The organism is Streptomyces sp. NPDC001549, assembly GCF_042894025.1.
Taxonomy (GTDB): domain Bacteria; phylum Actinomycetota; class Actinomycetes; order Streptomycetales; family Streptomycetaceae; genus Streptomyces; species Streptomyces kutzneri.
In genome coordinates this window covers 96,245-121,086 of record NZ_JBIAVJ010000016.1, presented here as the reverse complement: position 1 = coordinate 121,086, position 24,842 = coordinate 96,245, and the positions used below count along the sequence as shown (strand labels likewise).

Sequence of the window (24,842 nt, the reverse complement as noted above, 5' to 3'; positions counted from 1 at the left end):
CTGTTCAGGACGAAGGCGCCGGCCAGGATCAGCCCGAGCGAGGCGACGCAGAGCCGCGGGCGGCCGCCCCACAGGTGCGTGGCCGGGAGCATGCCCGTGAGGAAGAGCTCGATCCGTACGGGGTCGAAGGCGGCGGCCCTGGTGGGCTGCGCGGCCCCGCTGGACAGGAACGACGGCAGGAGCAGCGGCAGGGTCAGCAGGATCCCGGTCCCGGTGGCCGTCGCGGCCCGCCACAGCGCGCGCAGCCGCTCCCGGCCCGTCATGTCGCGGGTGATCATGCGGATGGCCAGCAGGACGCAGGCGGCCATCGTGGCCATCATCGCGGTGTAGAAGTTCCCGAACCAGGCGAGCGCGACCAGCAGGGCCACGACCGGCCAGCGGCGCTCCTCCAGGCACCACTCGACGGCGATGCCGAGCATCGGGAGCGCGACCAGGCCCCAGAGCCACATGGGGATGTACGAGGCATCGCTCAGGGCCCAGCCGCACAGGCCGTACACCGCTCCGAGCACGCCCCGCTGCCACCACGGGCCGGGGTGCAGCTTGCCGAGGTACACCGTCATCACGGCGGCTGCGGTGCCCATGGTGAGCGGGGTGACCGCGAAGACGGCGAGGTCGACGTGGGCGCGGGGGACGAGGACGGCCAGCCAGGAGAAGGGGTTGCCGAGGTAGGTGTGGTAATCGGCGAGGAACTGCTGTCCGAAGCCGCCGCGCCAGGTGAAGAGGACGTCGCCGGCGGCCTGCCCGTGGACCAGGTCCCACAGCGCCCGGTGGAAGGGCACGTACTGGTTGGCCTGGTCGTTCAGGGCCCGGCCGGTGTTGCCGAAGGGGAAGGTGCCGCGCGCCACCCAGGCGGCGCAGAAGGCGCCCGAGGTGATCAGGAAGGCCAGCAGGGGGCCGCGGAAACGTGTGATCCGGCGGATGGCAGGTCTGCGCGGGGCGGTTCTGCGCGGGGCGGTGGGACGGGCGTCGACTGTGGTCGGCTCGGGTGCCACGGTCCCCAATGTCCTGCTCCCTGCTGATCGACTCGCGGGCGTCCCGCGCCCGGTCAAGCTGTCAGTTTAGGGCGCCGGGGCGGGCACAGGGCCGATCGGGCCGCTCTCCGCTTGCGCGCGGCGGGTTTTCGTGCTGGGCATTTGTTTTGACCTACCTCTGTGAGGTAGGTACGCTCTGACCTTGTGCCTGGGGTGTGCCCTGGCCCCCGCGTGTGCGTAAGACCCCGCGGAGAGCCGAGAAGAACACACCGCAATCTGCGCCCGACTCACTTCGGTGAAAGCGTGCAGTGTTCGACACACCCGACCGCGTGGGTCGGGGAAGTTCCAGGTTAGTTTCACTACACGGCACACAGAAACCGGAGAAGTAGTGCCTACGATCCAGCAGCTGGTCCGTAAGGGCCGGCAGGACAAGGTCGAGAAGACAAAGACCCCCGCGCTTGAGGCTTCGCCCCAGCGTCGCGGCGTCTGCACGCGTGTGTTCACGACCACCCCGAAGAAGCCGAACTCGGCGCTCCGTAAGGTCGCGCGTGTGCGTCTGACCTCCGGCATCGAGGTCACCGCTTACATTCCGGGTGAGGGACACAACCTGCAGGAGCACTCGATCGTGCTCGTGCGTGGTGGCCGTGTGAAGGACCTGCCGGGTGTTCGTTACAAGATCATCCGCGGTGCGCTTGACACCCAGGCTGTCAAGAACCGCAAGCAGGCCCGCAGCCGCTACGGCGCCAAGAAGGAGAAGTAAGAATGCCTCGTAAGGGCCCCGCCCCGAAGCGCCCGGTCATCATCGACCCGGTCTACGCATCTCCTCTGGTGACGTCGCTCATCAACAAGATCCTCCTGAACGGCAAGCGCTCCACCGCCGAGCGCATCGTTTACGGCGCCATGGAAGGCCTCCGCGAGAAGACCGGCAACGACCCGGTCATCACGCTGAAGCGCGCGCTGGAGAACGTCAAGCCGTCCCTTGAGGTCAAGTCCCGCCGTGTCGGTGGCGCGACCTACCAGGTCCCCGTCGAGGTCAAGCCGGGTCGCCAGTCGACCCTGGCCCTCCGCTGGCTCGTGGGTTACTCCCGCGCCCGTCGTGAGAAGACCATGACCGAGCGCCTCATGAACGAGCTGCTCGACGCCTCCAACGGTCTTGGCGCTGCCGTCAAGAAGCGCGAGGACACGCACAAGATGGCCGAGTCCAACAAGGCCTTCGCGCACTACCGCTGGTAGTCCCAACCCACATCGAGACCGAGAGAAGACTGAGCCGATATGGCTACCACTTCGCTTGACCTGGCCAAGGTGCGCAACATCGGCATCATGGCTCACATCGACGCGGGCAAGACGACCACCACCGAGCGCATCCTGTTCTACACCGGTGTGTCTTACAAGATCGGTGAAGTCCACGACGGCGCTGCCACGATGGACTGGATGGAGCAGGAGCAGGAGCGCGGCATCACGATCACGTCCGCCGCGACGACCTGCCACTGGCCGCTCGAGGACGTCGACCACACCATCAACATCATCGACACCCCGGGTCACGTGGACTTCACGGTCGAGGTGGAGCGTTCGCTCCGCGTCCTCGACGGTGCCGTCACCGTGTTCGACGGTGTCGCCGGTGTGGAGCCGCAGTCCGAGACCGTTTGGCGTCAGGCGGACCGCTACGGCGTGCCGCGCATCTGCTTCGTCAACAAGCTGGACCGCACCGGCGCCGAGTTCCACCGCTGCGTCGACATGATCAAGGACCGCCTCGGTGCGGTTCCGATCGTCATGCAGCTCCCCATCGGTGCCGAGATGGACTTCCAGGGCGTTGTCGACCTGGTCACCATGAAGGCGTTCGTCTGGTCCGCCGAGGCGACCAAGGGCGAGATGTACGACATCGTCGACATCCCGGCCACGCACACCGAGGCTGCTGAAGAGTGGCGCGGCAAGCTGGTCGAGACCGTCGCCGAGAACGACGACGAGATCATGGAGCTGTTCCTGGAGGGCAACGAGCCCACCGTCGAGCAGCTGCACGCCGCCGTCCGTCGGATCATCCTGAACTCCGGCAAGGGCAAGGGCGAGCCCACGATCACCGCGGTGTTCTGTGGCACGGCGTTCAAGAACAAGGGCGTTCAGCCCCTGCTCGACGCTGTCGTCCGCTACCTGCCGTCGCCGCTGGACATCGAGGCCATCGAGGGCCACGACGTCCGCGACGCCGAGGTTGTCGTGAAGCGCAAGCCGTCCGACGAGGAGCCCCTCGCCGCGCTCGCGTTCAAGATCATGAGCGACCCGCACCTCGGTAAGCTCACCTTCGTCCGGGTTTACTCGGGCCGCCTGGAGGCCGGCACTGCGGTGCTGAACTCCGTCAAGGGCAAGAAGGAGCGCATCGGCAAGATCTACCGCATGCACGCCAACAAGCGTGAAGAGATCGCCGCGGTGGGCGCCGGTGACATCGTCGCCGTCATGGGTCTGAAGCAGACCACCACCGGTGAGACGCTGTGTGACGACAAGGCACCCGTGATCCTGGAGTCCATGGACTTCCCGGCTCCGGTCATCCAGGTCGCCATCGAGCCCAAGTCCAAGGGTGACCAGGAGAAGCTGGGTGTTGCCATCCAGCGTCTCGCGGAGGAGGACCCCTCCTTCCACGTTCACTCGGACGAGGAGACGGGCCAGACTATCCTCGGCGGTATGGGCGAGCTGCACCTCGAGGTGCTGGTCGACCGTATGAAGCGCGAGTTCAAGGTCGAGGCCAACGTCGGCAAGCCGCAGGTCGCGTACCGCGAGACGATCCGCAAGGCCGTCGAGCGTCACGACTACACGCACAAGAAGCAGACCGGTGGTACCGGTCAGTTCGCCAAGGTGCAGATCGCGATCGAGCCCATCACCGAGACCGACGGTCCGGCGTACGAGTTCGTGAACAAGGTCACCGGTGGACGCGTCCCGAAGGAGTACATCCCTTCGGTCGACGCCGGTGCGCAGGAGGCCATGCAGTTCGGCATCCTGGCCGGCTACGAGATGACTGGCGTTCGCGTCACGCTTCTCGACGGTGGCTACCACGAGGTCGACTCCTCCGAGCTCGCGTTCAAGATCGCCGGTTCGCAGGCCTTCAAGGAGGCCGCGCGCAAGGCTTCTCCCGTGCTCCTCGAGCCGATGATGGCCGTAGAGGTCACCACGCCCGAGGACTACATGGGTGACGTCATCGGTGACATCAACTCCCGCCGTGGCCAGATCCAGGCCATGGAGGAGCGTCACGGTGCTCGCGTCGTGAAGGGCCTCGTGCCCCTTTCGGAGATGTTCGGCTACGTCGGAGACCTCCGCAGCAAGACCTCGGGTCGCGCCAGCTACTCGATGCAGTTCGACTCCTACGCCGAGGTTCCCCGGAACGTCGCTGAGGAGATCATCGCGAAGGCCAAGGGCGAGTAACTCTTCCGAGTACACGCTTTAGGCTTGTCACCGGAGCCTCTGGGGCAACAGGAGTAACCCTCCGTTGCCCCGGAGGACCGGCTTTCCAGCAAAGATCACCTGGCGCCGATGAGTAAGGCGTACAGAACCACTCTCCAGGAGGACCCCGTGGCGAAGGCGAAGTTCGAGCGGACTAAGCCGCACGTCAACATCGGCACCATCGGTCACATTGACCACGGTAAGACGACCCTCACGGCCGCCATTACCAAGGTGCTGCACGACGCGTACCCGGACCTGAACGAGGCCTCGGCCTTCGACCAGATCGACAAGGCTCCTGAGGAGCGCCAGCGCGGTATCACCATCTCGATCGCGCACGTCGAGTACCAGACCGAGGCGCGTCACTACGCCCACGTCGACTGCCCGGGTCACGCCGACTACATCAAGAACATGATCACCGGTGCCGCGCAGATGGACGGCGCGATCCTCGTGGTCGCCGCCACCGACGGCCCGATGCCGCAGACCAAGGAGCACGTGCTCCTGGCCCGCCAGGTCGGCGTCCCCTCCATCGTTGTCGCCCTGAACAAGGCCGACATGGTGGACGACGAGGAGATCCTGGAGCTCGTCGAGCTCGAGGTCCGCGAGCTGCTCTCCGAGTACGACTTCCCGGGCGACGACCTGCCGGTCGTCCGCGTCTCCGCGCTGAAGGCGCTCGAGGGCGACAAGGAGTGGGGCGAGAAGCTTCTCGGCCTCATGTCCGCCGTCGACGACTTCATCCCGACCCCCCCGCGTGACACCGAGAAGCCGTTCCTCATGCCCGTCGAGGACGTCTTCACGATCACCGGTCGCGGTACCGTCGTCACCGGCCGTATCGAGCGTGGTGTCCTGAAGGTCAACGAGACCGTCGACATCATCGGTATCAAGGAGACCAAGACCACCACCACGGTCACCGGTATCGAGATGTTCCGCAAGCTGCTCGACGAGGGCCAGGCGGGCGAGAACGTCGGTCTGCTCCTCCGTGGCATCAAGCGCGAGGACGTCGAGCGCGGCCAGGTCATCATCAAGCCCGGTTCGGTCACGCCGCACACCGAGTTCGAGGCCCAGGCCTACATCCTGTCGAAGGACGAGGGTGGCCGTCACACCCCGTTCTTCAACAACTACCGCCCGCAGTTCTACTTCCGTACCACGGACGTCACGGGTGTCGTCACCCTGCCGGCCGGCACGGAGATGGTCATGCCGGGCGACAACACCGAGATGACGGTCGCGCTGATCCAGCCGGTCGCCATGGAGGAGGGCCTGAAGTTCGCCATCCGTGAGGGTGGTCGTACCGTGGGCGCCGGCCAGGTCATCAAGATCACGAAGTAATTTCGTGCTCTGACCTGGTAGCCCGTTCATCGGGCACCAAGTTGCACTGAAGGGCCCCGGCCCATCGCCTCGGCGGTGGGACGGGGCCCTTCGGCATGTCCGGTCCCGCCCGGGTGGGCAGGGCGGCGGGTACGAGCGAGGGCCGCACCCCGGACGGGGTGCGGCCCTCGGCTGCGTACGGCGGTGGGTCAGTTCACGCGCAGGGACTCGGTGAACTCGACGCAGGCGGCGTGGTCCGGCAGCAGACCGGTCGCGAGGGCGTCGGCCAGCGAGGGGGCGGCCTCGTCGCGGGCGGACAGCAGCGGGATGTCGGCCGGCCACTCGATGCCCAGGTCGGGGTCGAGCGGGTGCACCGAGTGCTCGCCGGTGGGGTTGTACGTCTCCGAGCAGAGGTACGACAGCGTCGCGTCGTCGCTCAGGGCGCAGAAGCCGTGGCCGAGGCCCTCGGGGATGTAGACCGCGCGGCGGTCCACGTCGTCGAGGCGGACACCCTCCCACCGGCCGAAGGTGGGGGAGCCGACCCGCAGGTCGACGATGACGTCGAGCACGGCGCCGCGTACGCAGGTCACGTACTTGGCCTGGCCGCGCGGTACGTCGGCGAAGTGGATGCCGCGGACCACGCCCGCGGAGGAGACCGAGAGGTTCGCCTGCGCCAGGTTCAGCGGGTGCCCGACGACCTCGGCCAGCCGGTCGAAGCGGTACCACTCGGTGAACAGACCGCGCGGGTCGCCGTGCAGCTGCGGGGTGACCTCGAAGGCGCCGGCGATGGAGAGCTCGCGGAACTTCATCGGGCGGCCTCCTCGGCGAGCAGCATCAGCAGGTAGTCGCCGTAGCCGCTCTTGGTCAGCGGCTCGGCGAGCGCGCGCAGCTGCGCGGAGTCGATCAGGCCGGCCCGCCAGCCCGCCTCCTCGATGCAGCCGATCTTGAAGCCCTGGCGCTCCTCTATCACGCGGACGAACTCGGAGGCCTGCACCATCGAGACGAAGGTGCCGGTGTCCAGCCACGCCGTACCGCGGTCGAGGATGGTGACGTTGAGCTCGCCGGCCTGGAGGTACGCGTCGTTGACGGCGGTGATCTCCAGCTCGCCGCGGGCGCTGGGCTTCAGGCCGCGGGCTATCTCGACGACCTGGTTGTCGTAGAAGTACAGACCCGGCACCGCGTAGCGGGACTTGGGCTTCTCCGGCTTCTCCTCGATGGAGATGGCCTGGCCGTTCTCGTCGAACTCGACCACGCCGTAGGCGGTGGGGTCCGCGACCGGGTACGCGAACACGCGGCCGCCCTTGGCGTCCGTGTGCTGGGCGAGGCGGGTGCCGAGGCCACTGCCGTGGAAGATGTTGTCGCCGAGGATCAGGGCGACGGACTCGTCACCGATGAAGTCGGCGCCGAGGACGAACGCCTGGGCGATGCCCTCCGGGCGCTCCTGGACGGCGTACTCCAGCCGCAGGCCGAACTGCGAGCCGTCGCCGAGCAGTCGCTCGAACTGTTCGCGGTCGTCCGGGGTGGTGATGATCAGGATCTCGCTGATACCCGCCATCACGAGGGTGGAGAGGGGGTAGTAGATCATCGGCTTGTCGAAGACGGGCAGCAGCTGCTTCGAGACTGCCCGGGTCAGCGGCCAGAGTCGAGATCCGGTGCCACCGGCCAAGAGGATTCCACGCATGGGGAGAACCCTATGCGAGAGGGCGTGGGGGAGCAGAGTTCCGCGCATGTGACGTTGGGCGGACCGCTAGACTCTTCGTATTATGCGCATCCTCGTGACCGGCGGCGCCGGCTTCATCGGTTCAGAATTCGTCCGCCAGCAGCTCGCTGCAGATGCCACGGCGCAGATCACTGTCTTCGACAAGCTGACGTACTCGGGCGTCGAGGCCAACCTCGCCCCGGTCGCCGACCACCCCGGGTACACCTTCGTCAAGGGCGACATCTGCGACGCGGACGCCGTCGACCAGGTCATGCCCGGCCACGACGTCGTCGTGCACTTCGCGGCCGAGTCCCACGTGGACCGCTCGATCGCCGGCGCGGGCCCGTTCGTGATGACCAACGTCGTGGGAACCCAGGTGCTGCTCGACTCCGCGCGCAAGCACGGCGTCGGCCGCTTCGTCCACATCTCCACCGACGAGGTCTACGGCTCGATCAGCGAGGGCTCCTGGACGGAGGAGTGGCCGCTGGTGCCCAACTCCCCGTACTCCGCCTCGAAGGCGTCCTCCGACCTGCTGGCGCTGGCCTACGCGCGCACCCACGGCATGGACGTGGTGGTCACCCGCTGCTCCAACAACTACGGGCACTACCAGTTCCCGGAGAAGGTCATCCCGCTGTTCGTCTCGAACCTGATGGACGGCAAGAAGGTCCCGCTGTACGGCAACGGCGGAAACGTCCGCGACTGGCTGCACGTCTCCGACCACTGCCGCGGCATCGACCTGGCCATGCGCAAGGGCCGGGCCGGCGAGGTCTACAACATCGGCGGCGGCACCGAGCTCACCAACAAGGAGCTCACCGGTGTCCTGCTGGAGGCCGCCGGCCTCGGCTGGGAGATGGTCGAGCAGGTCGAGGACCGCAAGGGCCACGACCTCCGCTACTCCATCGACATCAGCAAGATCGGCGCCGAGCTGGGCTACGCCCCGCAGGTCACCTTCGAGGACGGCATCAAGGCCACCATCGACTGGTACCGCGAGAACCGTGCCTGGTGGGAGCCGCTGAAGGCGAAGGCGGCGCTGCAGAAGTGAGCGCGACTGCGGGAGCCGGCCGCTGGCTCGTCACCGGCGCCGCCGGGATGCTCGGCCAGGACGTCCTGGCCGTCCTGAAGGACGCCGGCATCGAAGCCGCGGGCCTGCGCCGCGCCGACCTCGACATCACCGACCCGGCAGCCGTGCGGGCCGCCGTCGAGGGTGCCGCGGTCGTCGTCAACTGCGCGGCCTGGACCGACGTGGACGGTGCCGAGACCGCCGAGGAAGCCGCCACCGCCGTCAACGGCACCGGCGTACGCGTCCTCGCGGCGGCCTGCGCCGACGCCGGTGCGCGCCTGCTGCACGTCTCCACCGACTACGTACTGCCCGGCAATGCCACGCAGCCGTACCGCGAGGACGCCGAGACCGGTCCGGTCAACGCCTACGGGCGCTCCAAGCTGGTCGGCGAACAGGCCGTCGCCGAGCTGCTTCCGCAGGACGGCTACATCGTGCGGACCGCGTGGCTGTACGGCGAGCACGGGGCGAACTTCGTCGCCACCATGCTGAAGCTGGCCGCCCAGCGGGACACCCTCGACGTGGTCGACGACCAGCACGGCCAGCCCACTTGGTCCTACGCGCTGGCCCGTCGCCTGGTCGACCTCGGCCTCGCCGCGCTGGCGGGCAAGGCCCCGGGCGGGGTCTACCACGGCACCGCGAGCGGCCGTACCACCTGGATGGGGCTGGCGCGCGAGGCGTACCGGCTGAGCGGGCTCGACCCCGAGCGGATCCGGCCGACGACCTCCGAGGCCTTCGTACGCCCCGCCGTGCGCCCGGCCTTCAGTGTCCTTGCTCACGACGGCTGGTCTGCCGCCGGGCTGGAACCGCTGCCCGACTGGCGGGCGCAGCTCGCCGAGGCGATCACCCGCCCGGCCTTCGCTGATCTGCTGAGACTCCCCTCCACGAGGTGAGCCGGCGAGGCTGATCGCTTACACACGCACGTCGTCGACGGGGCCCGGGACGCAACCTTTCGGGCCCCGTTGGCGTCATGTGCCGTGCCATATGCTTCTCCTATAAAGATGTTGGCCCCTTCGCGCGAAAGGCGCCGTCCGCTGTGCGACTCTCCGTTCTGACCTCCATCACCGGTCTTCTGGTGCTGGGGTACATCCTCGAGCTGCTGCGCCGCCAGCAACTGCGGGAGAAGTACGCGGCGATATGGCTCGCGATCGGATTGCTGGTCGCCCCGCTCGGGTTCGTCCCCGACCTGCTGGACCCGGTGGCCAGGGGCCTCGGCGTGGCATCCGGTGTGAGCCTGGTGCTTTTCATCGGGTTCGTCCTGGTCCTGCTGGTGAGCCTGCACCTCAGCTGGGAGACCAGCCGGCTGGAGGCGGAGACCCGCACCCTGGCGGAGGACGTCGCGCTGATCCGCGCGCACCTCGTCCAGCAGGGCGGTTACCCCAGTACGTCGCCGCGCGCGGAGGAATCCGGCGTCATCGAGGTCGAGGCACAGGTGAACTCGTGAACGACGGTCGTCGCGTTCTGATCATTCTTCCCGCCTGGAACGAGGAGGACGGACTGCCCTCCGTCCTGCGCGAGATCCAGCAGCAACTGCCTTACGTGGACACCCTCGTGGTCGACGACGGCTCGGCGGACAACACCGCCGAGGTGGCCCGGGCCGCCGGCTCGGCCGTCGCCCAGCTGCCCTTCAACCTCGGTGTCGGCGGCGCGATGCGGCTCGGCTACCGCTACGCGCAGCAGCACGGCTACGACGTGGCGATCCAGGTGGACGCCGACGGCCAGCACGACCCGGCGTACGTGCCGGCGCTGCTGGAACGCCTCGCCGTCGGCGACGCGGACCTGGTCATAGGCGCCCGGTTCGCCGGCGACGGCGACTACACGGTGCGCGGCCCGCGCAAGTGGGCGATGTCGCTGCTGTCCGTGGTGCTGTCGCGGATCACCCGGACCAAGCTCACCGACACCACCTCGGGCTTCCGTGCCTGCAACCGGCCGCTCATAGAGTTCTTCGCCCGCTGGTACCCCGTGGAGTACCTCGGGGACACCATCGAGTCCATGGTGGGCGCGGCCCGCTCCGGCTTCACCGTGCGCCAGATCCCCGTGGCGATGCGCGAACGGACCACCGGCCGGCCGAGCGCCTCGCCGTTCAGGGCGATGGTCTACCTCACCCGGGCCGGCCTCGTGCTGCTGCTCGCGATGATCCGCCGGATGCCCAGCGAGCTCAAGACGTTCACGCCCGGCACCCCTGCGTACACCGCCTTCCAGCAGCGCACCGCCGAGCTGGTCGCCCGCGAGCTGACCAAGGCCTAGGCGGAGAACATGTCGCGTTTCGAGATCCTTCTGCCGTACTACGGCGACGTCGCGCTGATGCAGGACGCCGTCCGCAGCGTCCTGGCCCAGGACGGCGACGACTGGCGCCTCACCGTCGTCGACGACGGCCGCGAGCCGGGCGTCCCCGAGTGGTTCGAGCAGCTCGCGGACCCCCGGGTCCGCTACCTGCGCAACGAGCGCAACCTCGGGGTGACCGGCAACTTCAACCGCTGCGTCGAGCTCGCCGAGTACGAGTACCTGGTGCTCATGGGCTGCGACGACCTCATGCACCCGAACTACCTGCAGGTGGTGCGGGCCGCGGCCGACCGCGAGCCGGCCGCCGCGATGATCCAGCCGGGCGTCCTGGTGATCGGCACCGACGGCCGGGAGTACGACACCCTGGTCGACCGGACCAAGCGCAAGCTGTACTCCCCCAAGGGCCCCGGCCGGGCCCTGCTCGGAGGCGAGGAGCTGGCCGCCAGCCTGCTGCGCGGCAACTGGCTGTACTTCCCGTCGATCTGCTGGCGCACCGAGGCGGTCAAGCGCTTCGGCTTCCGCACCGACCTGGGCGTGATCCAGGACCTCGCCCTGGTCGTCGACCTGCTGGTGGCGGGGGAGACCCTGGCCACCACGCCCGAGGTCTGCTTCAGCTACCGCCGGCACGCCGGGAGCGAGTCCTCCGCCAAGGCCTACACCGGCCACCGCTTCGAGGAGGCCAAGCGCTTCTTCCTGGAGACCGCCGACCGCCTGGACCGGCACGGCTGGCCGCGCGCCGCCAAGGTCTCCCGACTGCACCTCTCCTCCCGGCTGCACGCGATCACCCTGCTGCCCGGCGCTGTGAAGCACGCCGGCCGGCCCGGTGTCAGCGCCATGCTCCGCCACGCCACGCGCTGAACGTGCGGCCGATGAAAGCCACGGGATGAACCCGATCGCGAAACTGCTCAAAGCCCTGCCCCCCGGGACCGCCATGGTCGCGGGGGGCACCGCCGTACTCGGCGCCGCCTCCTACATCCACCTCGCGGTGGCCGGGCACAGCCTCTCCGAGGCCGAGAAGGCCGGCGTCTCGGTGCTGTGGACCCTGGTGATGTCCGTCGGGATCGGCCTGTTCTTCCCCATCGAGCAGGAGCTCACCCGGATCGTCGCCGCCCGCGTGGTGCGCGGTGAGGGCGCCGCGCCGGTGCTCCGGAAGGCGGGGCTGCTGACCGGGGGCGTCCTCGGCGCGGTCCTCGGGGCGCTCACTCTCTTCGCCCGGCCGATCGCCGACCGGCTGTTCCACGGCGACCTCCAGATGGTCGCCGTGCTCGGCGGCGCCTTCGCCGGGATGGCCCTGTGCTACCTCACCCGGGGCATCCTGGCCGGCACCGGCCGCTTCACCGCGTACGGCTCCCAGCTCGCGGTCGACGGCGGCCTGCGGATCGTGCTGGCCTTCGCCTGCGCCGCCGCCGGGCTGCACTCGGCGCTCGCCTTCAGCCTGATCCTCGTCGTGGCGCCGTTCATCGCCCTGCTGGTCACGCTGGCCCCGACGCGGCGCGCGGCGCGGCCCGGCGGCGCTTTCCCCACCCGCGAGCTGGTCCGCGGCCTCGGGCCGCTGACCGCCTCCACCCTGCTGGCGCAGGTGGTGGTCAACGCGGCGGTGATGAGCACCCAGCTGCTGGAGCCGACCCGCATCGCCCTGATCTCGGCCCTGCTCAGCGCCCTGGTGCTGGCCCGGGTGCCGCTGTTCGTCTTCGGCTCGCTGCAGGCCTCGCTGCTCTCCGGGCTGTCCACCGTGGTGGCCGCCGGCGACCATCAGGGCTTCGCCCGGATGCTCCGCAAGGCCTGCCTGGTGGTGCTCGGCCTCGGCGCGGTCGGCGGCGTGCCCGCCGTGCTGCTCGGACCCTGGCTGATCGAGGTCCTGTTCCGTGCCGTGCCCGGCCAGCTCGGCCACGTCGACTTCCTCTGGTTCGCCGTCGGGACGACCTGCTACATGCTGGCGATGGTGCTCGGACAGGCCCAGATGGTGCTGCACAAGCACCGCGCACAGCTGGCCTGCTGGGTGTTCGGCACCGTGGTCCTGCTCGGTATCACCCTGCTCCCCGGCGACATCGCGCTGCGCGTGGGCCTCGCCTACGCGGTCGGCTCGCTGGCCACCGCGGCCGCGATGCTGCTGACCCTGCGCGGCGCCGTGCCGCGCCGCACCACCACACCGGAACTCAACGGACATCTCACGGAAGTCTGACCTTTCATGACGCGACTGGCTCCCAACCCACCCGCCGACCCGGAGACGGAGCGGACCACCGGGGATTCCCCGGCGGACAGCCGTACTCCGGCGGCGTGGTGGCACGCCCGGTGGGTGGTGCCGCTGGCGCTGGCCGTCGGCTACGTGCTCAACGTGCTGTTCCGGCTGTCGCTGGTCAGGAAGCTGGACTACCCGACGGTCAGCCCCGACGAGCCCATGTACTTGGTGATGGCCAGGATGCTGGCCGGCCGGACGACCACCGAGATCCCCAGCGACCAGGTCATCCCGGCCGGCTACTCGCTGCTCATCTCGCCCGCCCTGCGCATCACCGACGACCCGGTCTTCGCCTACCACCTGATGCTGGGCATCAACGCCCTGCTCAGCTGCCTGGTGCTGCCCCTCGCGTACTGGGCGCTGCGCAGGCTGGACGTCTCCCGGGCGGTGTCGTACGTCGCCGCCTGCGCCGTGGTGCTGCTGCCGCCGGTGGTCTTCTACTCGCAGTTCGGGATGGCCGACACCCCGCTGCCGGGCCTCGTGCTGCTGTGGCTGATCGGCCTGCACGGCCTGCTCTCGGAAGGCGGCCGGCGCCGCCGGACCTGGTTCGGCCTGATGGGCGCCTTCGCGGCCGGCTACTGCCTGCTCACCCATGACCGCGGTGGCGTGATCATCGCGCTCACCGGGCTGGTTCTCCTGGTCGCGCTGGTCCTCAACTGGGCACCGCGGATCGCCTCCGCGCTCGGCCTGGCCGTGCTCGCCGTCATGTTCTTCGCCAAGCAGCTGATGACGGCCTGGCTGATGTCCAGGATCGACGGAGCGAAGCCGAGCGAGGTCGGCAACGCCGTCTTCCAGACCCTGGAGAACACCCGCCTGCTGCGGCGCACCATCATGCGCACGGTCGGGCACATCTGGTACTTCCTGACCAGCACCTGGGGGCTGGGCGCGCTGACCCTGGTCGTCTGCGTCCTCGTCGTGTTCAGCTCGCGCTTCAGCCGGGCCGACCGGGTGGTGGCCTTCGTGATGGTCGCGCTGCTGGGCGGCATCGCCCTGGCGGCGGCCGCCGGTCTGCCCAACGACCACCGGATCGACACCATCACCTACGCCCGCTACCTGTCCCCGCTGGTCGCGGTGTACGTGGTGGTCGCGGTGGCGGTGCTGTACCGCGTCCGCAGCCGGAAGAAGATCGTGGTCCTCGGCGCCGCCACCGTGGCCGTGACCGGGGCGTTCACGGCGGTGCTGCTCCACATGGCCCAGCACCAGTGGGCCAAGTCCTACTTCATCCTGTGGGGCCTGCCCGACGCGACCTTCCTCTCCAGCCTGTGGGCGGACGACTGGAAGCACTTCCACGCGGGGCGCACCACCGTGGTCGCCCTGATCGTGTTCGTCGTCCTGCTGGCGCTGCGCCTGCTCGGAGGCAGTCGCCGGATCGCCCTCGCCACCGGTGCCTTCGCGGTGGCGCTGGCGGTCTTCGCCGGCTGGGCGACCGTGGCGATCACCCACCACGTCACCCGGCCGAACCACGACTGGCGCTACGCCGACGGCACCGGCTTCCTCAAGACGGCGGGCCTGCGGCCCGGCGACCAGCTGGTGATGGACCGGGCCTTCCGCTGGGAGACCCGGGTGACCCTGGGCTACGAGGTGCTCGACGGTCGGGTCTGGACCCGCGCCCTGATCGTGAACGAGGAGCCGCCCGCCGAGGCCGACGTGGCCGTGCTCGCCCTCTTCGACGACGCGGCCCCGCCCGCCGACAGCTGGCGCAGGGTGCCGGCCGGCTGGCACGTCGACCGGCACGTCCCGGAGTACGATTTCGTGATCTGGCGACGCGACTAGTCGCTCCGTCCGTTACGGCCGAGAGGCCCCGCACTGCACGGTGCGGGGCCTCTCGGCCGTAGGGACACATACGGATACGTACGGAGACACGGGGTGGGTCATGGGCGGGAAAGACGAGGACGCGCGCGGAGCGGGGATATCCGACGAGGAGCTGGCGGCGTTCCTGGAACGCGCCTCCTCGGGCGCCGGGGAGGCGCCGCGGGAGCCCTCGGCGCGGGCCAGGATGGTGACCGAGCGGCTGCGTGACCAGCAGGATCCGCCGGGCTGGCGCACCGGCCCGGCGGCGCAGGGGATGCGGGGCGGGCGGGGCCGGGCCGGGCGGCGGATCAAGGCCACCCTGGCCGTCGTCTTCATCGCCGGGCTCGCGCTGGTCGCGCTACGGCCCGAGCTGGTGATCGACCGGGTCACCGGCAAGACCGCCGACCGGGAGGCCGCGAAGGCCCCGCTGGCCGCGGAGACGGCCCGGCCGACCGAGCCGCCGCCCCCGGTGGCCCCCGACCTGCCGACGCTGAAGGAACCTTTCCGCGGCTCTCCGGCCCTCCAGTGGGCCGACGGCGCCGCCGGGATCGAGGTCCCCGAGGCCACCGCCGTGGGCTGGATGCCGAAGGAGAAGGTCGCGGAGGCGCTGCAGCAGGTCAAGCAGTTCCTCGTCGCGGCCAACCTGGATCCGGCGACCCTGCGCGGCGAACGGCCCGCCGCAGCCCTGGCGCTCCTGGATCCCCGGCAGCCGGACGGCCCGCAGCGGCTGGAGCAGTACCTGGCGAAGCCCACGGCGCAGGACAGCCCGTTGACACTCTTCACCCGCTTCGATCCGGCCGAGGCCAAGCCCGTCGGCGACGTCGTCAAGGTGCGCGGCAGCATGCGCGTGGAGGAGGGGGAACCCGGGGAGGTGCGCGTGGTGACGGACTACACCTTCGTCCACCCGATGACGAAGGGCGGGACGAGCGTGCAGCGCACGATCGTGCGCCGGCAGATCACCCTGTCCCTGCTCGACCCGGCGCGCTGGACGGCCACCGGGGACCGGCTCCAGCTGAGCGAGCACCACGCGGAATGGTCGAACGTGCGATGCGAGATGGCCGACGGCTACCTGCACCCGCACTTCCCGCAGGACGCGCCGACCGGTCAGACACCCACCGGGCCCGCCACGGACCCGTACGACCGCAGCAAGGACATCGAGGGCGAAGGGTGCGGGACCTTCACCCGCTCCTGACCGGGGGAGAAGCCCTGCCGCGCCAATGTGCGTGGTGCAGTTTGACCACTCAGCGTGGCGGGGTATTCTCTTCGGCCCGATTAGCCAGGTACGTGCCTCGTATGGCAGACTACTCAAGTTGCTCGGCTGAGTGCCGATGCTGCGCGCCTCCCGCCGGGAGGACCGGAAGCGAGTCCCACAGTACTCGTCGTCCTTAATCTGCCTCTCGGGGCAGCAATGAGGGCGGACGTACGGGAATCTTCTGGGAAGTGTCAGCACGGTGCCCACCAGGCACTCGGTGGGTGTTTCTCCCCCGAATCGCGGTCACTGGGACCGTACCCCCTTGGACGAGGGAATTTCCGTATGGGAATTTTCTGTAGAGGGAGTGCGACACGCCCGACCGCGTGGGTCGGAGGAGAGGCCGCGGGATCCGTCCCGCAGCCGACCGGGAGCCAGAGCGTTTCCACATACAGACAGGACTACGGAGTAGCCATGGCGGGACAGAAGATCCGCATCCGGCTCAAGGCCTACGACCACGAGGTCATCGATTCCTCGGCGAAGAAGATCGTCGAGACGGTGACGCGCACTGGTGCGTCGGTCGCGGGCCCGGTGCCGCTGCCCACTGAGAAGAACGTGTACTGCGTCATCAAGTCGCCGCACAAGTACAAGGACTCGCGCGAGCACTTCGAGATGCGCACGCACAAGCGCCTGATCGACATCCTCGACCCGACTCCCAAGACCGTTGACTCGCTGATGCGCCTGGACCTTCCGGCCGGCGTTGACATCGAGATCAAGCTCTGAGAGGCGTCGAGAAGATGGCAAAGCAGATCAAGGGCGTCCTGGGCGAGAAGCTCGGCATGACCCAGGTCTGGGACGAGAACAACCGTGTCGTCCCGGTGACCGTGGTCAAGGCCGGACCCTGCGTCGTTACCCAGGTCCGTACGAACGACATCGACGGCTACGAGTCGGTCCAGATCGCCTTCGGCGAGATCGACCCGCGCAAGGTGAACAAGCCCCTCAAGGGCCACTTCGCCAAGGCCGACGTGACCCCCCGCCGCCACCTGGTGGAGCTCCGCACCTCCGACGCCAGCGAGTACACGCTCGGCCAGGAGATCACTGCTGAGGTGTTCGAGTCCGGCGTCAAGGTTGACGTCACGGGCAACAGCAAGGGCAAGGGCTTCGCCGGTGTCATGAAGCGGCACAACTTCCGGGGCCTCGGCGCCGGTCACGGTGTGCAGCGCAAGCACCGCTCCCCCGGTTCGATCGGTGGCTGCGCCACCCCTGGGCGTGTCTTCAAGGGCATGCGCATGGCCGGTCGCATGGGTAACGAGCGTGTCACCACCCAGAACCTGACCATCCACGCGGTTGACGCGGAGAAGGGTCTGCTCCTTATCAAGGGTGCGGTCCCCGGTCCGAACGGCGGCCTCGTCCTGGTCCGTACCGCGGCCAAGGGGGCTTGAGGTAATGAGCACCATTGACATCCTTTCGCCGGCAGGCGACAAGGCCGGTACCGTCGAGCTCCCCGCGGAGATCTTCGACGCGAAGACCAGCGTTCCGCTGATCCACCAGGTCGTTGTCGCTCAGCTGGCTGCTGCCCGTCAGGGCACGCACAAGACCAAGCGTCGTGGCGAAGTCCGTGGTGGTGGCCGCAAGCCGTACCGCCAGAAGGGCACCGGCCGCGCGCGCCAGGGTTCGACCCGTGCGCCGCAGTTCGTCGGCGGTGGCGTTGTCCACGGCCCGCAGCCGCGTGACTACTCCCAGCGGACCCCGAAGAAGATGAAGGCCGCCGCCCTCCGCGGTGCCCTCTCGGACCGTGCGCGTCACTCCCGCATCCACGTCATCACCGGCGTGGTCGAGGGTGCCGCCTCCACGAAGGCCGCCAAGACGCTGTTCGGCAAGATCTCGGAGCGCAAGAACCTGCTCCTGGTCGTCGACCGCGCCGACGAGGCCGCGTGGCTGTCCGCCCGCAACCTGCCCCAGGTTCACATCCTGGAGCCGGGCCAGCTGAACACGTACGACGTGATCGTCTCTGACGACGTGGTCTTCACTCAGGCCGCTTTCGAGTCCTTCGTGTCTGGCCCCAAGGCCGATGAGACCGAAGGGAGCGACGCCTGATGTCTGAGGCGACCGTTACCAGCAAGACCTTCACTGACCCGCGCGACCTGCTGATCAAGCCGGTTGTCTCGGAGAAGAGCTACGCGCTGCTGGACGAGAACAAGTACACGTTCATCGTCGCGCCCGGCTCCAACAAGACCCAGATCAAGCAGGCCGTGGAAGCGGTCTTCGGGGTCAAGGTCACCGGGGTCAACACGATCAACCGTCAGGGTAAGCGCAAGCGCACCAAGACCGGTTTCGGCAAGCGCGCTGACACCAAGCGCGCCATCGTGACCCTCGCTGAGGGCGACCGAATCGACATCTTCGGCGGCCAGGCCTCCTAACGGAGGTCTAGTCGTCCGGAATCGGACGAGGACTGAGAAATGGGTATCCGCAAGTACAAGCCGACGACCCCGGGCCGTCGTGGCTCCAGCGTCGCCGACTTTGTCGAGATCACGCGGTCCACGCCGGAGAAGTCGCTGGTTCGCCCCCTGCACAGCAAGGGCGGCCGTAACAACACCGGTCGGATCACCGTTCGCCACCAGGGTGGTGGACACAAGCGCGCCTACCGCGTGATCGACTTCCGTCGTCACGACAAGGACGGCGTGCCGGCCAAGGTCGCGCACATCGAGTACGACCCCAACCGCACCGCGCGCATCGCGCTCCTGCACTACGCGGACGGCGAGAAGCGCTACATCATCGCGCCGAAGGCTCTGAAGCAGGGCGACCGGATTGAGAACGGCCCCACGGCCGACATCAAGCCCGGTAACAACCTGGCCCTCCGCAACATCCCGGTCGGTACCACGATCCACGCGATCGAGCTCCGTCCCGGTGGCGGCGCCAAGTTCGCGCGCTCCGCTGGTGCCTCCGTGCAGCTGCTGGCGAAGGAGGGCACGATGGCCCACCTTCGTATGCCGTCCGGTGAGATCCGTCTCGTCGACGCGCGCTGCCGCGCCACGGTCGGCGAGGTCGGCAACGCCGAGCAGTCGAACATCAACTGGGGCAAGGCCGGCCGCATGCGCTGGAAGGGCGTTCGCCCGTCCGTCCGCGGTGTCGCGATGAACCCGGTTGACCACCCGCACGGTGGTGGTGAGGGCAAGACCAGCGGTGGTCGCCACCCGGTCTCCCCGTGGGGTCAGAAGGAGGGTCGTACTCGCTCGCCGAAGAAGGCTTCGAGCAAGTACATCGTCCGCCGCCGCAAGACGAACAAGAAGCGCTAGGAGCGGGTTTAGATGCCGCGCAGTCTCAAGAAGGGGCCCTTCGTCGACGACCACCTCGTAAAGAAGGTGGACGTCCAGAACGAAGCCGGCACCAAGAACGTCATCAAGACCTGGTCCCGTCGCTCGATGATCATCCCCAGCATGCTGGGTCACACCATCGCGGTGCACAACGGCAAGACCCACGTCCCGGTGTTCGTCACCGAGTCGATGGTCGGCCACAAGCTCGGCGAGTTCTCGCCGACTCGCACCTTCCGCGGCCACGTCAAGGACGACCGGAAGTCGAAGCGCCGCTAAAGGCGGGGTGGTTATGACTATGACTTACACCGAAGGGACAACCATGGAAGCCAGGGCCCAGGCGCGGTACATCCGCGTCACGCCCATGAAGGCCCGCCGAGTGGTGGACCTTATCCGTGGCATGGATGCCACGGAGGCTCAGGCGGTCCTGCGTTTCGCCCCGCAGGCCGCGAGCGTGCCGGTTGGCAAGGTGCTTGACAGCGCCATCGCCAACGCCGCACACAACTACAACCACCCGGACGCCTCCACGCTGGTCATCAGCGAGGCGTACGTGGACGAGGGCCCGACCCTGAAGCGGTTCCGTCCGCGTGCGCAGGGCCGTGCCTACCGGATCCGCAAGCGGACCAGCCACATCACCGTGGTCGTCAGCAGCAAGGAAGGTTCCCGGTAATGGGCCAGAAGGTAAACCCGCACGGGTTCCGGCTCGGCATCACCACCGACTTCAAGTCGCGTTGGTACGCCGACAAGCTGTACAAGGACTACGTCAAGGAAGACGTCGCCATCCGTCGGATGATGACGTCCGGCATGGAGCGCGCCGGCATCTCGAAGGTTGAGATCGAGCGCACCCGTGACCGCGTGCGTGTGGACATCCACACCGCTCGTCCGGGCATCGTCATCGGCCGCCGTGGCGCCGAGGCCGACCGCATCCGCGGTGACCTCGAGAAGCTCACGGGCAAGCAGGTCCAGCTGAACATCCTCGAGGTCAAGAACCCCGAGCTTGACGCTCAGCTGGTTGCCCAGGCCGTTGCCGAGCAGCTCTCCTCCCGCGTCTCCTTCCGTCGCGCCATGCGTAAGAGCATGCAGGGCACGATGAAGGCCGGCGCCAAGGGCATCAAGATCCAGTGTGGCGGTCGTCTCGGCGGCGCCGAGATGTCCCGCTCCGAGTTCTACCGCGAAGGCCGTGTGCCGCTGCACACCCTCCGCGCGAACGTGGACTACGGCTTCTTCGAGGCCAAGACCACCTTCGGCCGTATCGGTGTGAAGGTCTGGATCTACAAGGGCGACGTCAAGAACATCGCCGAGGTTCGCGCCGAGAACGCTGCGGCCCGTGCGGGTAACCGCCCGGCCCGTGGCGCGCAGGGCGCTGGCGACCGTCCCGCCGGCCGTGGTGGCCGTGGTGGCGAGCGCGGCGGCCGTGGTGGCCGCAAGCCGCAGCAGGCTGCTGGTGCCGAGGCCCCCAAGGCCGACGCTCCCGCTGCCGCTCCGGCCGAGAGCACCGGAACGGAGGCCTGACCGACATGCTGATCCCTCGTAGGGTCAAGCACCGCAAGCAGCACCACCCGAAGCGCAGCGGTATGGCCAAGGGCGGTACTGAGGTCACGTTCGGCGAGTACGGCATCCAGGCGCTGACCCCGGCTTACGTGACGAACCGCCAGATCGAGGCGGCTCGTATTGCGATGACCCGCCACATCAAGCGTGGCGGCAAGGTCTGGATCAACATCTACCCGGACCGCCCGCTGACGAAGAAGCCGGCCGAAACCCGCATGGGTTCCGGTAAGGGTTCTCCCGAGTGGTGGATCGCCAACGTGCACCCGGGTCGGGTCATGTTCGAGCTGTCCTACCCGAACGAGAAGATTGCTCGTGAGGCGCTCACCCGCGCTGCTCACAAGCTTCCGATGAAGTGCCGGATTGTTCGGCGCGAGGCAGGTGAGTCGTGATGGCGACGGGAACCAAGGCGTCCGAGCTGCGTGAGCTCGGCAACGAGGAGCTCGTTGGCAAGCTGCGCGAGGCCAAGGAGGAGCTGTTCAAGCTCCGCTTCCAGGCGGCCACGGGTCAGCTGGAGAACAACGGCCGGCTCAAGTCCGTCCGTAAGGACATCGCTCGCATCTACACCCTGATGCACGAGCGTGAGCTCGGTATCGAGACGGTGGAGAGCGCCTGATGAGCGAGAACAACGTGACTGAGAAGACCGAGCGCGGTTTCCGCAAGACCCGTGAGGGTCTGGTCGTCAGCGACAAGATGGACAAGACCGTCGTCGTCGCTGTCGAGGACCGCGTCAAGCACGCCCTGTACGGCAAGGTCATCCGCCGTACGAACAAGCTCAAGGCGCACGACGAGCAGAACGCTGCCGGCGTCGGCGACCGCGTCCTCATCATGGAGACGCGTCCGCTGTCGGCGAGCAAGCGCTGGCGCATCGTCGAGATCCTCGAGAAGGCCAAGTAAGGAAATTCGCGCAAGCGAATTCCAAACAGACACAGTCTGAGGGGTTTCCCTCAGGTTCGTTCCGCCAGGCTCGGTGGGGGCGACGCTCTCCGGAGTGAAGCCCCCGCCGGGAACCGGCAGACAAACAGGAGATACACGTGATCCAGCAGGAGTCGCGACTGCGTATCGCCGACAACACTGGTGCAAAGGAGATCCTTTGCATCCGTGTTCTCGGTGGTTCCGGTCGCCGCTACGCGGGCATCGGTGACGTCATCGTCGCCACCGTCAAGGACGCGATCCCCGGTGGCAACGTGAAGAAGGGTGACGTCGTCAAGGCGGTCATCGTTCGCACCGTCAAGGAGCGTCGCCGCCAGGACGGCTCGTACATCCGCTTCGACGAGAACGCCGCCGTCATTCTGAAGAACGACGGCGACCCTCGCGGCACCCGTATCTTCGGCCCGGTGGGCCGTGAGCTGCGCGAGAAGAAGTTCATGAAGATCATCTCGCTCGCGCCGGAGGTGCTGTAAGCATGAAGATCAAGAAGGGCGACCTGGTTCAGGTCATCACCGGTAAGGACAAGGGCAAGCAGGGCAAGGTCATCGTCGCCTTCCCCGCCGACAACCGCGTCCTCGTCGAGGGTGTCAACCGGGTCAAGAAGCACACCAAGGCTGCGCAGAACCAGGCCGGTGGCATTGTGATCACCGAGGCCCCGGTCCACGTCAGCAACGTTCAGCTGGTTGTGGAGAAGGACGGCAAGAAGGTCGTCACCCGCGTCGGCTACCGCTTCGACGACGAGGGCAACAAGATCCGCGTTGCCAAGCGGACGGGTGAGGACATCTGATGGCTACCACTCCGCGTCTCAAGACGAAGTACCGCGAGGACATCACGGGCAAGCTGCGTGAGGAGTTCTCCTACGAGAACGTCATGCAGATCCCCGGCCTCGTGAAGATCGTGGTCAACATGGGTGTGGGCGACGCCGCCCGCGACTCCAAGCTGATCGACGGCGCCATCAAGGACCTGACGACGATCACCGGTCAGAAGCCGGCCGTCACGAAGGCCCGCAAGTCCATCGCGCAGTTCAAGCTTCGCGAGGGTCAGCCGATCGGCTGCCACGTCACCCTCCGTGGTGACCGCATGTGGGAGTTCCTGGACCGTACGCTGTCGCTCGCGCTGCCGCGTATCCGTGACTTCCGTGGTCTGTCGCCGAAGCAGTTCGACGGCCGTGGCAACTACACCTTCGGTCTCACGGAGCAGGTCATGTTCCACGAGATCGACCAGGACAAGATCGACCGTACCCGGGGTATGGACATCACCGTGGTCACCACGGCGACCAACGACGACGAGGGCCGTGCCCTCCTTCGTCACCTCGGCTTCCCCTTCAAGGAGGCGTAAGCGAGATGGCGAAGAAGGCTCTCATCGCGAAGGCTGCCCGTAAGCCCAAGTTCGGTGTGCGTGCGTACACCCGCTGCCAGCGCTGCGGTCGCCCCCACTCCGTGTACCGCAAGTTCGGCCTGTGCCGCGTGTGCCTTCGTGAGATGGCTCACCGTGGCGAGCTGCCGGGCGTGACCAAGAGCTCCTGGTAATTCCCTTCCGTCCGTAAGGACTTGGGAAGTACCAGAGACTCTCGGTAAGCATCTGGTCGGTGGGTGCCCAGCACCGCATGCCGTAGGCTTGTGGGGTTGGGCGTCCACCGCCCTATCGACTTACTACGCCGTAGGTCCCCGCACCGCACCCGTCCCGCCACTGAGTGGGGAGAGGGATGGCGCATACAGGAAACCCCGGCGAGAGAGGCCGAAGGCCACTTCATGACCATGACTGACCCGATCGCAGACATGCTGACCCGTCTGCGTAACGCTAACTCGGCGTACCACGACACCGTCGTGATGCCGCACAGCAAGATCAAGTCGCACATCGCAGAGATCCTCAAGCAGGAGGGTTTCATCACCGGCTGGAAGGTCGAGGACGCCGAGGTCGGCAAGAACCTCGTCCTCGAGCTGAAGTTCGGGCCGAACCGTGAGCGCTCCATCGCGGGCATCAAGCGGATCTCGAAGCCCGGTCTGCGCGTGTACGCGAAGTCCACCAACCTGCCGAAGGTGCTCGGCGGCCTGGGCGTGGCGATCATCTCCACGTCGCACGGTCTGCTCACCGGCCAGCAGGCAGGCAAGAAGGGCGTAGGTGGGGAAGTCCTCGCCTACGTCTGGTAGTCGGGAACGGAGGAAAAGCAATGTCGCGAATCGGCAAGCTCCCCATCCAGGTTCCCGCCGGTGTGGACGTCACCATCGATGGCAGCACGGTCGCGGTGAAGGGCCCCAAGGGTTCCCTTTCCCACACCGTCAAGGCTCCCATCGCCGTTGTTAAGGGCGAGGACGGCGTTCTGAACGTCACCCGTCCGAACGACGAGCGTCAGAACAAGGCCCTGCACGGCCTGTCCCGCACGCTGGTGGCGAACATGATCACCGGTGTGACCACGGGATACGTCAAGGCTCTCGAGATCAGCGGTGTCGGTTACCGTGTCCTGGCGAAGGGCTCCAACCTGGAGTTCCAGCTGGGTTACAGCCACCCGATCCTGGTGGAGGCGCCCGAGGGCATCTCCTTCAAGGTCGAGTCGCCGACCAAGTTCTCGGTCGAGGGCATCGACAAGCAGAAGGTCGGCGAGGTCGCCGCCAACATCCGCAAGCTGCGGAAGCCCGACCCGTACAAGGCCAAGGGTGTCAAGTACGCCGGCGAAGTCATCCGCCGCAAGGTCGGAAAGGCTGGTAAGTAGCCATGGCATACGGTGTGAAGATCGCCAAGGGCGACGCGTACAAGCGCGCTGCCAAGGCACGCCGCCACATCCGCATCCGCAAGAACGTCTCGGGTACGGCGGAGCGTCCGCGCCTCGTCGTGACGCGTTCCAACCGCAACATCGTTGCTCAGGTCATCGACGACCTCCAGGGTCACACCCTGGCGTCGGCGTCGACCCTGGACGCTTCGATCCGCGGTGTGGACGGCGACAAGAGTGCCCACGCCCAGGCTGTCGGCGCGCTCGTCGCCGAGCGCGCCAAGGCTGCGGGTGTCGAGACCGTCGTGTTCGACCGCGGTGGCAACCGATACGCCGGGCGCATTGCCGCTCTGGCTGACGCCGCCCGCGAAGCCGGGCTGAAGTTCTAAGCCCCGGTT

At 67.8% G+C, this 24,842-nt stretch carries 33 protein-coding genes; 30 read left to right on the top strand and 3 right to left on the bottom strand.

What is annotated here, in order from left to right:
• On the bottom strand, nucleotides 1-992 hold a 992-nt coding region (locus ACFY04_RS25125; RefSeq protein ID WP_389119747.1), incomplete at its 3' end, for a YfhO family protein.
• A 367-nt stretch (nucleotides 993-1,359) separates the two neighbouring features.
• Between ACFY04_RS25125 and rpsL the strand changes: the two genes are divergently transcribed.
• The 4 genes from rpsL (at nucleotide 1,360) to tuf (ending at nucleotide 5,717) form a co-directional block, all read left to right on the top strand.
• Nucleotides 1,360-1,731 carry a 30S ribosomal protein S12 gene (gene rpsL, locus ACFY04_RS25120; protein ID WP_007265893.1) on the top strand — a complete coding sequence of 124 codons (372 nt, stop codon included), beginning with the start codon at nucleotides 1,360-1,362 and terminating at the stop codon, nucleotides 1,729-1,731.
• Between the two features lie 2 nt (nucleotides 1,732-1,733).
• Nucleotides 1,734-2,204: a 30S ribosomal protein S7 gene (rpsG, locus tag ACFY04_RS25115; RefSeq protein ID WP_007265894.1), complete on the top strand. Its 471-nt coding sequence runs from the start codon at nucleotides 1,734-1,736 to the stop codon at nucleotides 2,202-2,204.
• 39 nt (nucleotides 2,205-2,243) lie between these two features.
• Nucleotides 2,244-4,376, top strand: a complete 2,133-nt coding sequence (fusA, locus tag ACFY04_RS25110; protein WP_033225050.1) for an elongation factor G — start codon at nucleotides 2,244-2,246, stop codon at nucleotides 4,374-4,376.
• Between the two features lie 147 nt (nucleotides 4,377-4,523).
• Nucleotides 4,524-5,717, top strand: coding sequence for an elongation factor Tu (gene tuf, locus ACFY04_RS25105; RefSeq protein WP_382550228.1), 1,194 nt, complete (start codon nucleotides 4,524-4,526; stop codon nucleotides 5,715-5,717).
• A gap of 188 nt (nucleotides 5,718-5,905) precedes the next feature.
• On the opposite strand, the gene rfbC is transcribed toward tuf, so the two are convergent.
• Both rfbC and rfbA read right to left on the bottom strand, forming a co-directional pair.
• Nucleotides 5,906-6,505 carry a dTDP-4-dehydrorhamnose 3,5-epimerase gene (rfbC, locus tag ACFY04_RS25100; protein WP_389119745.1) on the bottom strand — a complete coding sequence of 200 codons (600 nt, stop codon included), beginning with the start codon at nucleotides 6,503-6,505 and terminating at the stop codon, nucleotides 5,906-5,908.
• Complete coding sequence (gene rfbA / locus ACFY04_RS25095; RefSeq protein ID WP_389119743.1) at nucleotides 6,502-7,377, bottom strand: glucose-1-phosphate thymidylyltransferase RfbA; 876 nt, start codon at nucleotides 7,375-7,377, stop codon at nucleotides 6,502-6,504. The genes rfbC and rfbA overlap by 4 nt, the downstream gene beginning before the upstream one ends.
• Before the next feature lie 82 nt (nucleotides 7,378-7,459).
• Here rfbA and rfbB point away from each other — a divergent pair, with 82 nt between their 5' ends.
• From rfbB to rplR, 26 genes are all read left to right on the top strand, one after another.
• Nucleotides 7,460-8,437 carry a dTDP-glucose 4,6-dehydratase gene (rfbB, locus tag ACFY04_RS25090; RefSeq protein ID WP_314248109.1) on the top strand — a complete coding sequence of 326 codons (978 nt, stop codon included), beginning with the start codon at nucleotides 7,460-7,462 and terminating at the stop codon, nucleotides 8,435-8,437.
• On the top strand, nucleotides 8,434-9,345 hold the full coding sequence (gene rfbD, locus ACFY04_RS25085; protein WP_389119741.1) for a dTDP-4-dehydrorhamnose reductase: 912 nt from the start codon (nucleotides 8,434-8,436) through the stop codon (nucleotides 9,343-9,345). The genes rfbB and rfbD overlap by 4 nt, the downstream gene beginning before the upstream one ends.
• 143 nt (nucleotides 9,346-9,488) lie before the next feature.
• On the top strand, nucleotides 9,489-9,896 hold the full coding sequence (locus ACFY04_RS25080; RefSeq protein WP_389119739.1) for a DUF2304 family protein: 408 nt from the start codon (nucleotides 9,489-9,491) through the stop codon (nucleotides 9,894-9,896).
• Nucleotides 9,893-10,699 carry a glycosyltransferase family 2 protein gene (locus ACFY04_RS25075; RefSeq protein ID WP_314248116.1) on the top strand — a complete coding sequence of 269 codons (807 nt, stop codon included), beginning with the start codon at nucleotides 9,893-9,895 and terminating at the stop codon, nucleotides 10,697-10,699. The genes ACFY04_RS25080 and ACFY04_RS25075 overlap by 4 nt, the downstream gene beginning before the upstream one ends.
• A gap of 9 nt (nucleotides 10,700-10,708) precedes the next feature.
• Nucleotides 10,709-11,593, top strand: coding sequence for a glycosyltransferase family 2 protein (locus ACFY04_RS25070; protein WP_389119736.1), 885 nt, complete (start codon nucleotides 10,709-10,711; stop codon nucleotides 11,591-11,593).
• 25 nt (nucleotides 11,594-11,618) lie between these two features.
• Complete coding sequence (locus ACFY04_RS25065; RefSeq protein WP_389119734.1) at nucleotides 11,619-12,917, top strand: lipopolysaccharide biosynthesis protein; 1,299 nt, start codon at nucleotides 11,619-11,621, stop codon at nucleotides 12,915-12,917.
• Nucleotides 12,918-12,923: 6 nt separating this feature from the next.
• Nucleotides 12,924-14,744 carry an ArnT family glycosyltransferase gene (locus ACFY04_RS25060; protein WP_389119733.1) on the top strand — a complete coding sequence of 607 codons (1,821 nt, stop codon included), beginning with the start codon at nucleotides 12,924-12,926 and terminating at the stop codon, nucleotides 14,742-14,744.
• A gap of 100 nt (nucleotides 14,745-14,844) precedes the next feature.
• Complete coding sequence (locus ACFY04_RS25055) at nucleotides 14,845-15,954, top strand: hypothetical protein (protein ID WP_389119732.1); 1,110 nt, start codon at nucleotides 14,845-14,847, stop codon at nucleotides 15,952-15,954.
• Nucleotides 15,955-16,425: 471 nt separating this feature from the next.
• Complete coding sequence (rpsJ, locus tag ACFY04_RS25050) at nucleotides 16,426-16,734, top strand: 30S ribosomal protein S10 (RefSeq protein WP_003948644.1); 309 nt, start codon at nucleotides 16,426-16,428, stop codon at nucleotides 16,732-16,734.
• Between the two features lie 14 nt (nucleotides 16,735-16,748).
• Nucleotides 16,749-17,393: a 50S ribosomal protein L3 gene (gene rplC / locus ACFY04_RS25045; protein WP_007265899.1), complete on the top strand. Its 645-nt coding sequence runs from the start codon at nucleotides 16,749-16,751 to the stop codon at nucleotides 17,391-17,393.
• 4 nt (nucleotides 17,394-17,397) lie between these two features.
• Nucleotides 17,398-18,048: a 50S ribosomal protein L4 gene (gene rplD / locus ACFY04_RS25040; protein WP_030725940.1), complete on the top strand. Its 651-nt coding sequence runs from the start codon at nucleotides 17,398-17,400 to the stop codon at nucleotides 18,046-18,048.
• Nucleotides 18,048-18,371, top strand: a complete 324-nt coding sequence (rplW, locus tag ACFY04_RS25035) for a 50S ribosomal protein L23 (RefSeq protein WP_030154694.1) — start codon at nucleotides 18,048-18,050, stop codon at nucleotides 18,369-18,371. The genes rplD and rplW overlap by 1 nt, the downstream gene beginning before the upstream one ends.
• 39 nt (nucleotides 18,372-18,410) lie before the next feature.
• Entirely contained in the window at nucleotides 18,411-19,247 is an 837-nt protein-coding gene (rplB, locus tag ACFY04_RS25030) for a 50S ribosomal protein L2 (protein ID WP_008739715.1), read from the top strand.
• A 12-nt stretch (nucleotides 19,248-19,259) separates the two neighbouring features.
• The gene (rpsS, locus tag ACFY04_RS25025) at nucleotides 19,260-19,541 is read left to right on the top strand and encodes a 30S ribosomal protein S19 (protein ID WP_008739713.1); all 282 of its coding nucleotides are present in this window, start codon (nucleotides 19,260-19,262) and stop codon (nucleotides 19,539-19,541) included.
• A 43-nt stretch (nucleotides 19,542-19,584) separates the two neighbouring features.
• Nucleotides 19,585-19,932, top strand: a complete 348-nt coding sequence (rplV, locus tag ACFY04_RS25020) for a 50S ribosomal protein L22 (RefSeq protein ID WP_007265904.1) — start codon at nucleotides 19,585-19,587, stop codon at nucleotides 19,930-19,932.
• Nucleotides 19,932-20,774, top strand: coding sequence for a 30S ribosomal protein S3 (rpsC, locus tag ACFY04_RS25015; protein WP_008739710.1), 843 nt, complete (start codon nucleotides 19,932-19,934; stop codon nucleotides 20,772-20,774). Before rplV ends, rpsC begins: the two co-directional genes overlap by 1 nt.
• Nucleotides 20,775-20,779: 5 nt before the next feature.
• The gene (gene rplP, locus ACFY04_RS25010) at nucleotides 20,780-21,199 is read left to right on the top strand and encodes a 50S ribosomal protein L16 (RefSeq protein ID WP_008739704.1); all 420 of its coding nucleotides are present in this window, start codon (nucleotides 20,780-20,782) and stop codon (nucleotides 21,197-21,199) included.
• Entirely contained in the window at nucleotides 21,199-21,423 is a 225-nt protein-coding gene (rpmC, locus tag ACFY04_RS25005; RefSeq protein ID WP_008739703.1) for a 50S ribosomal protein L29, read from the top strand. Before rplP ends, rpmC begins: the two co-directional genes overlap by 1 nt.
• Nucleotides 21,423-21,704, top strand: a complete 282-nt coding sequence (gene rpsQ / locus ACFY04_RS25000; protein WP_030008467.1) for a 30S ribosomal protein S17 — start codon at nucleotides 21,423-21,425, stop codon at nucleotides 21,702-21,704. Before rpmC ends, rpsQ begins: the two co-directional genes overlap by 1 nt.
• A 137-nt stretch (nucleotides 21,705-21,841) precedes the next feature.
• On the top strand, nucleotides 21,842-22,210 hold the full coding sequence (rplN, locus tag ACFY04_RS24995) for a 50S ribosomal protein L14 (RefSeq protein WP_008739701.1): 369 nt from the start codon (nucleotides 21,842-21,844) through the stop codon (nucleotides 22,208-22,210).
• 2 nt (nucleotides 22,211-22,212) lie between these two features.
• Entirely contained in the window at nucleotides 22,213-22,524 is a 312-nt protein-coding gene (gene rplX, locus ACFY04_RS24990; RefSeq protein ID WP_030008468.1) for a 50S ribosomal protein L24, read from the top strand.
• Nucleotides 22,524-23,075 carry a 50S ribosomal protein L5 gene (gene rplE / locus ACFY04_RS24985; RefSeq protein ID WP_301367833.1) on the top strand — a complete coding sequence of 184 codons (552 nt, stop codon included), beginning with the start codon at nucleotides 22,524-22,526 and terminating at the stop codon, nucleotides 23,073-23,075. Before rplX ends, rplE begins: the two co-directional genes overlap by 1 nt.
• 5 nt (nucleotides 23,076-23,080) lie before the next feature.
• Nucleotides 23,081-23,266 (top strand): type Z 30S ribosomal protein S14, encoded by a 186-nt coding sequence (locus ACFY04_RS24980; protein WP_003956452.1) that lies wholly within the window; start codon nucleotides 23,081-23,083, stop codon nucleotides 23,264-23,266.
• 222 nt (nucleotides 23,267-23,488) lie between these two features.
• Nucleotides 23,489-23,887, top strand: coding sequence for a 30S ribosomal protein S8 (gene rpsH / locus ACFY04_RS24975; protein WP_007265911.1), 399 nt, complete (start codon nucleotides 23,489-23,491; stop codon nucleotides 23,885-23,887).
• A gap of 20 nt (nucleotides 23,888-23,907) precedes the next feature.
• The gene (rplF, locus tag ACFY04_RS24970; protein ID WP_030388858.1) at nucleotides 23,908-24,447 is read left to right on the top strand and encodes a 50S ribosomal protein L6; all 540 of its coding nucleotides are present in this window, start codon (nucleotides 23,908-23,910) and stop codon (nucleotides 24,445-24,447) included.
• 2 nt (nucleotides 24,448-24,449) lie between these two features.
• Nucleotides 24,450-24,833 (top strand): 50S ribosomal protein L18, encoded by a 384-nt coding sequence (gene rplR / locus ACFY04_RS24965; RefSeq protein ID WP_389119729.1) that lies wholly within the window; start codon nucleotides 24,450-24,452, stop codon nucleotides 24,831-24,833.
• The last annotated feature ends 9 nt before the right edge of the window (nucleotides 24,834-24,842 follow it).